Here is a 4,840-nt window from a genome sequence, read left to right as displayed (position 1 = left end):
CAGCGCTCACATAGTGCGTTACCTGCCGTTTGATCATGCCGACATCCCACGGGAGGCTAAAGCATGAACCAAAATATTGCGACTTTCATTGTGGCCTTTGAGGGCGACGAGATGCCGCCGGTGCACGCCAATATGAACATCCTCGGCGGTAAGCTGGTCAGCGTTGCATTCAGTGATATCCGCCCCAGCTGGTTCGCGCTGGTCGATACCTGGCCGTCAGCCGGCGAGACTGTGCTGTTTTATACCCGGTTCGGTGAAGCGGTTGTTGGTCACGTCGACCATCAGGGCGACATTATCGATGAACGTATCGGCGGCGTTATTGATACCGACTACGACGAGGTGACGCACTGGTGCCGTATACCCGACGCGCCAGACTACCCAATAGGTGAGGAATAGCTGAATGAAAAACAATATCGTTATTACAGGTCGTGCAACCGTTGAATTCCGCCGTGTGATCCGCCGCGTCGATCATGATGAAACCGTCGAACTGGTTAATAGTCATGATTTGGCGGCAAATCAAATTGACTTGGAACATTGCAACCAGATTGTCGAAGTAACCGATATCGACGTGGAGGTAAACCCGCAATGACCACCAACGGCACAAAGCCGACTGGCTGACAGCGGCGATCGCCGCCACTGCACTTTCGAAATTTTGCAACACAACACTAACCCCGTAAGAGAGGAAAACACCATGCGTTACCCATTGAAAAACCGTGAAGAAGAGCTGAAAAAGGCCGGTATCCTGGACATTACCCGCCGCATTTTGGATCGTGCTATCACCGAAGGTTGGACGGTTGACGAATTCAGAGCAGTCGTTGATCGCGAAGTGGCCTTGATCGATGATGAAACTGATCTGCACAATCGTAAAGCCCGCGATCGTATCGTACGCCGCGAGCTTGGTTTAAGTAGCTCGGAGATATTGACACCCGCGCTTTATGCGCGCGTTTTTATCGATTGCGACGAGCCGCCGAGAGCGTAATCATCAGTGCATCGAATTGGCTGTCCAGCTTCTTGGATGTGCCAATAATCGACTTCTCTGTCGCTTTGAACTGCGTTTTTTTGGCGCAAGCCAGGGCTTTCTCCGGGGAGATAATCCCTTCAGCGACGAGCAAGGCTAACAGGTTGCTGGCAAGTTCAAATGCCGCAATATCAAGGTTCTCTTCTTTCATTAATTGTCTCCATTGATTAATCATGATGGCGGTGCGGTAACACCGCCTTTCTTTTGGAGGTACGAATGGATCGCACATCCCTTATCAAGTTAATTCATATTGCCAAGCGTGATCTACACCTTGACGACGAGACCTATAAAGCCACGCTGGCCAACGCCGCCGGCGGCAAAACCAGCTGCCGGGACATGACCGTGCCGGAGCTGGTGCGCGTCTTGTCCGTCTGCCAGAAACGCGGCTTCAAAATCCGTTCAAAACCCGGCAATCGGGGGATTAAACCGGGCAGCCTACCCGCCAAAATCCGCGCTATCTGGCGCGAAATGCACCAGCAGGGCTTTATCGGTAGCGGCAGCAATACGGCGTTAAACGCCTGGCTAAAACGTGGCACCGCCGGCGAGAATGGTGGGCTGGGCGTCGAGCAGTTGGCATGGCTTAATCAGGACGCTGCACTTGCAGTGAAGGTGCTGGAAAGCCTCAAGGGTTGGCACCGCCGCTGTATGCTGGAAAAACTCCCGCCGGGAACTCCAGCGGAGAGTTATGAGAAAATACGTAAGCGTTTTAAACACGTGATTTTATTCGAAGCAAAATAAATAAACGCCTGCTACTTGCAGGCGTTACTTTTTGTCGGACGGGATAAACTCAACGGCTGAAACCTTGGACAGAATGCGCTCCACATCCTTGGTATCAAAACCTTCTATATTCAACGTCTTTATTTTTCCGCCTTCTAACGTTAATTTAACAGAACGTTTCTTGTCTCGGCGCAGCCAACTCACCAGAACTGCTGATAACGCTGTCCATGCGGCGGGAGTGGCAAGTTTTTCTACCAGTTCAACCATGTCTCTAAAGCTGAATGATAGCGCTGCGAGACTGATATACTTAACGTTATGTTCTCTTAATAAAGCCCGTACTTCATCACCATCGTTAATGTCAAAATGCAAAAGAGGTTTGTCAATCATGGAAATAATCCTTTATCGAAAAAGTTCGTTCAAAGAACGTCTGTTGCTCGCCGCTGCCTTGTTTGTCGTCTCCTGGCAGATCCTCACCACGGGCATCGGCTGGCTGTCCATTGATGAAAATGCTATCGCTAAAAATGGCGACGAATTAAAGAGCGGCAAGAAATTGATCGCTTTCGCGCCTGCGCCAAAAAAACGATCACATTCATAACGTTAGCAAACGAGGTGGACATGAGCGAGATCCAAAACGAGTTGTTCGACGCCGATCCGGCTGTCGATGCGCTGATTGATCGGCTGGATGCTGTGCCGGATGATACCCTGCAGCGAAAATGGCCCGCGCTGCTGGCGGCCCTGCTGGATGTGCTCGACAGCGAGCTGCAGCGTAACAAGGTGGCTGCGGAGGACGCGCGCCGGCTGTCGCGCAAGCAGGCTGCGGCGATCGCCGCCTATCTCGGTGGTCGCAATTACTACCTGCCGGTCGGCGAGACGCTGTTTACCGCGCTGCGTGATGACGAAATCTTCGAAAAGTGGTTCAATGGTGCCGATATTGAGAGCCTGCGCCGGGAGTATGGGCTGGCGCAGATGCAGATTTACCATGTGATAAAGCAGCAGCGCCAGTTGCACCGCCGCCGCAATCAGCCCGACCTGTTCCCCGCCTGATCCTCGTTAACAATCGACTGGCCCCCAGGGGACGGATTGTTAACTTGGCGTAATCCCCCGCAAAACACCGTCTTTCCTATCCTGTGGAAAAATCGACAGGAAATAAACCATGCCAAAACTTCCCCCCGCGCTACGCGGTTCGTTAGTCGCTGCCGTCCTTTCCGGTGCAGGCCTGCTTGGGATCGCGTCGACCTATACCGGTTATTGGGAAGGTAAATCCAACACGGCCTATCGGGATCCGGTTGGCATCCTGACGATTTGCTATGGCCACACCGGCGCTGACGTCAAGCCTGGCATGGTGAAAACCGACGCCGAGTGTCTGGCGCTGTTGCAGCATGACCTGCGCTACGCATTTGCTGAAATCGACCGGTCTGTCACCGTGCCGTTAACAGACGGGCAACGTATCGCGCTGGCGGACTTTATCGTTAACAAGGGCGTCGGCAATTTCCGCCGTTCTACGTTGCTCCGGCTTATCAACGCCGGTGAGCTTCCCCGTTCCTGCCGTGAGTATCCGCGCTGGATCTATGCCAAGGGTGAGGTATTGCCGGGGCTGGTGACGCGCGCAGATGCGGCGCAGTGGCTATGCCAGTTCGATTTACCACAGCCGGCAGGTGTCCGATGAGCTGGCTCAGGGGGGGCATCGCTAGCCTGATACCCGTGCTGGGCGCGTTGGTGCTGTTTGCCATAACCCAAATCCAGCAGGGGGCTATAACGCGGCTGAAAGCCGATAACGACCAGTTAGTGCGGGAGCGTGATGTTGCCCGCCTGCAATTGCAAAACCAGCAGCGCGCGCTGGCGCTGTTTAATCAGCTCTCAAAGGCGAGTATCGATGAGAAAAATGCCAATCAACGGCACCTTGAACAAGAGCGCCAGGAGGTGCGTACCGCGCTTGCAGATGTGGATGCGGCCCGTGTGCCTGTGCCTGCCGCTGTGGCTGACCGGGTGCGCCACGCCATCGACGCAATACGTGCCGATAGCGCCGCCACCGATGCCCGCTGAATGGCTACAGGATTGCCGTGTGCCGCCGTTGCCGGCGCCATTCACCTTTGGCGCTTCGGTGGAATACAACCTGCAGCTGCTTGGCGTCATAAAAAACTGCAATGTCGACAAGACCAACATTCGGCGGGCAGAGCAAGACCGGCAAGGCGCGAGCGGCAGTCACCCTATTTTACAGTGAGACGATGTCATGGATACGTTAGACCGCGCCGCAGAAGCTGAGGCGCTGTTTCTGGAAGAGCGCCTCGCGGCACACCGCCGGCGGTCAAACCGCCTCGCGCCGGTGACGCTGATGCGCGAATGTGAAGATTGCGGCACCCGCATTCCTGAAGCTCGCCTGGCGGCGGTGCCGAATGCGGTGTGTTGTGTTGAATGCCAACAATTGCGGGAGGTGCGCGGTGTGGGCTGATCTCATTATGAATTATGCCGCGCCGGTACTCTCGGCGGTCAGCACGGCCGGGGCCATTTTTATGTGGCTGATGCGCCGCTCGTTTGCCAGCCGGGAAGACGTAGAGCAACTCGACGATCGTCTGCTGACGATGGAAACCCGCATGAGCAAGTTACCTAACCAGTATGAGGTTCACGCGCTAAAAGTGGAGATCACCGAGCTGCGCGGTGACCTGAAAGAAACCAATGCCAGCCTGCGGGCCGTGGCGCATCAGAACCAGCTGCTGCTGGAAAAAGTCATTAAGCGGAGTGGTAATGATTGACGATATTTTGACGCAAGATCAGCGCCTGGTCATTCTGCGTTCTCTGAACGATACCCAGGGCGAACTTAACGAATCCGTGTTGCAGGATTGCCTGGACGCTTACGGTCACAAGGTTTCGCGCGATAAAGTGCGTGTGCAGTTGGGCTGGCTGGAAGAGCAGCAACTGGTACGGCTTGAGACACTGCGCGGAGGGTTTCTTGTTGCACGCCTTACAGGCCGTGGCCAGGATGTGGCAGACGGCCGCGCCCGCGTGCCTGGCGTGAAAAAACCCCGCCTGAGCTAAGGAGGTCGCGATGGAGCCAAAAAACACCCGCGGCCGTGCCAGCAAGGTCGACCTGCTGCCGGAAGATATCCG

14 protein-coding genes are annotated in these 4,840 nt (G+C 55.1%); 12 read left to right on the top strand and 2 right to left on the bottom strand.

What is annotated here, in order from left to right:
* Window positions 1-63 precede the first annotated feature (63 nt).
* The 3 genes from AC4PR2_RS27455 (at window position 64) to AC4PR2_RS27445 (ending at window position 979) form a co-directional block, all read left to right on the top strand.
* Window positions 64-396, top strand: coding sequence for a hypothetical protein (locus AC4PR2_RS27455; protein ID WP_492175849.1), 333 nt, complete (start codon window positions 64-66; stop codon window positions 394-396).
* A gap of 4 nt (window positions 397-400) precedes the next feature.
* The gene (locus AC4PR2_RS27450) at window positions 401-589 is read left to right on the top strand and encodes a hypothetical protein (protein ID WP_492175848.1); all 189 of its coding nucleotides are present in this window, start codon (window positions 401-403) and stop codon (window positions 587-589) included.
* Window positions 590-691: 102 nt separating this feature from the next.
* A complete protein-coding gene (locus tag AC4PR2_RS27445) occupies window positions 692-979 on the top strand; it encodes a hypothetical protein (RefSeq protein ID WP_492175847.1) in 288 nt (95 codons plus the stop codon).
* On the opposite strand, the gene AC4PR2_RS27440 is transcribed toward AC4PR2_RS27445, so the two are convergent.
* Window positions 948-1,169 carry a hypothetical protein gene (locus tag AC4PR2_RS27440; RefSeq protein ID WP_492175846.1) on the bottom strand — a complete coding sequence of 74 codons (222 nt, stop codon included), beginning with the start codon at window positions 1,167-1,169 and terminating at the stop codon, window positions 948-950. The genes AC4PR2_RS27445 and AC4PR2_RS27440 overlap by 32 nt on opposite strands.
* 65 nt (window positions 1,170-1,234) lie before the next feature.
* Here AC4PR2_RS27440 and AC4PR2_RS27435 point away from each other — a divergent pair, with 65 nt between their 5' ends.
* On the top strand, window positions 1,235-1,756 hold the full coding sequence (locus tag AC4PR2_RS27435; protein ID WP_492175845.1) for a gp16 family protein: 522 nt from the start codon (window positions 1,235-1,237) through the stop codon (window positions 1,754-1,756).
* A gap of 24 nt (window positions 1,757-1,780) precedes the next feature.
* Here the strand turns inward: AC4PR2_RS27435 and AC4PR2_RS27430 are convergent, their stop codons facing one another.
* A complete protein-coding gene (locus AC4PR2_RS27430; protein ID WP_492175844.1) occupies window positions 1,781-2,122 on the bottom strand; it encodes a hypothetical protein in 342 nt (113 codons plus the stop codon).
* On the opposite strand from AC4PR2_RS27430, the gene AC4PR2_RS27425 reads away from it, so the two are divergent.
* The 8 genes from AC4PR2_RS27425 to AC4PR2_RS27390 all read left to right on the top strand — a co-directional run bounded on the left by AC4PR2_RS27425 (window position 2,121) and on the right by AC4PR2_RS27390 (window position 4,768).
* Window positions 2,121-2,330: a hypothetical protein gene (locus tag AC4PR2_RS27425; RefSeq protein ID WP_492175843.1), complete on the top strand. Its 210-nt coding sequence runs from the start codon at window positions 2,121-2,123 to the stop codon at window positions 2,328-2,330. The two genes, AC4PR2_RS27430 and AC4PR2_RS27425, sit on opposite strands and share 2 nt — an antisense overlap.
* Before the next feature lie 20 nt (window positions 2,331-2,350).
* Window positions 2,351-2,779 carry a Mor transcription activator family protein gene (locus AC4PR2_RS27420; protein WP_492175842.1) on the top strand — a complete coding sequence of 143 codons (429 nt, stop codon included), beginning with the start codon at window positions 2,351-2,353 and terminating at the stop codon, window positions 2,777-2,779.
* A gap of 109 nt (window positions 2,780-2,888) precedes the next feature.
* Window positions 2,889-3,401: a lysozyme gene (locus AC4PR2_RS27415; protein ID WP_492175841.1), complete on the top strand. Its 513-nt coding sequence runs from the start codon at window positions 2,889-2,891 to the stop codon at window positions 3,399-3,401.
* Window positions 3,398-3,778: a hypothetical protein gene (locus tag AC4PR2_RS27410; RefSeq protein WP_492175840.1), complete on the top strand. Its 381-nt coding sequence runs from the start codon at window positions 3,398-3,400 to the stop codon at window positions 3,776-3,778. Before AC4PR2_RS27415 ends, AC4PR2_RS27410 begins: the two co-directional genes overlap by 4 nt.
* Entirely contained in the window at window positions 3,675-3,956 is a 282-nt protein-coding gene (gene lysC, locus AC4PR2_RS27405) for an Rz1-like lysis system protein LysC (RefSeq protein ID WP_492175839.1), read from the top strand. The genes AC4PR2_RS27410 and lysC overlap by 104 nt, the downstream gene beginning before the upstream one ends.
* Before the next feature lie 9 nt (window positions 3,957-3,965).
* The gene (locus AC4PR2_RS27400) at window positions 3,966-4,184 is read left to right on the top strand and encodes a TraR/DksA family transcriptional regulator (protein WP_492175838.1); all 219 of its coding nucleotides are present in this window, start codon (window positions 3,966-3,968) and stop codon (window positions 4,182-4,184) included.
* Between the two features lie 7 nt (window positions 4,185-4,191).
* Complete coding sequence (locus AC4PR2_RS27395) at window positions 4,192-4,485, top strand: DUF2730 family protein (RefSeq protein WP_492175837.1); 294 nt, start codon at window positions 4,192-4,194, stop codon at window positions 4,483-4,485.
* Entirely contained in the window at window positions 4,478-4,768 is a 291-nt protein-coding gene (locus AC4PR2_RS27390) for a VpaChn25_0724 family phage protein (protein ID WP_492175836.1), read from the top strand. The genes AC4PR2_RS27395 and AC4PR2_RS27390 overlap by 8 nt, the downstream gene beginning before the upstream one ends.
* Window positions 4,769-4,840: the final 72 nt, after the last annotated feature.

Source organism: Serratia sp. A07 (assembly GCF_058725505.1).
The sequence above is the reverse complement of the archived record's forward strand: the minus strand, read 5'-3'. Positions and strand labels throughout refer to the sequence as shown.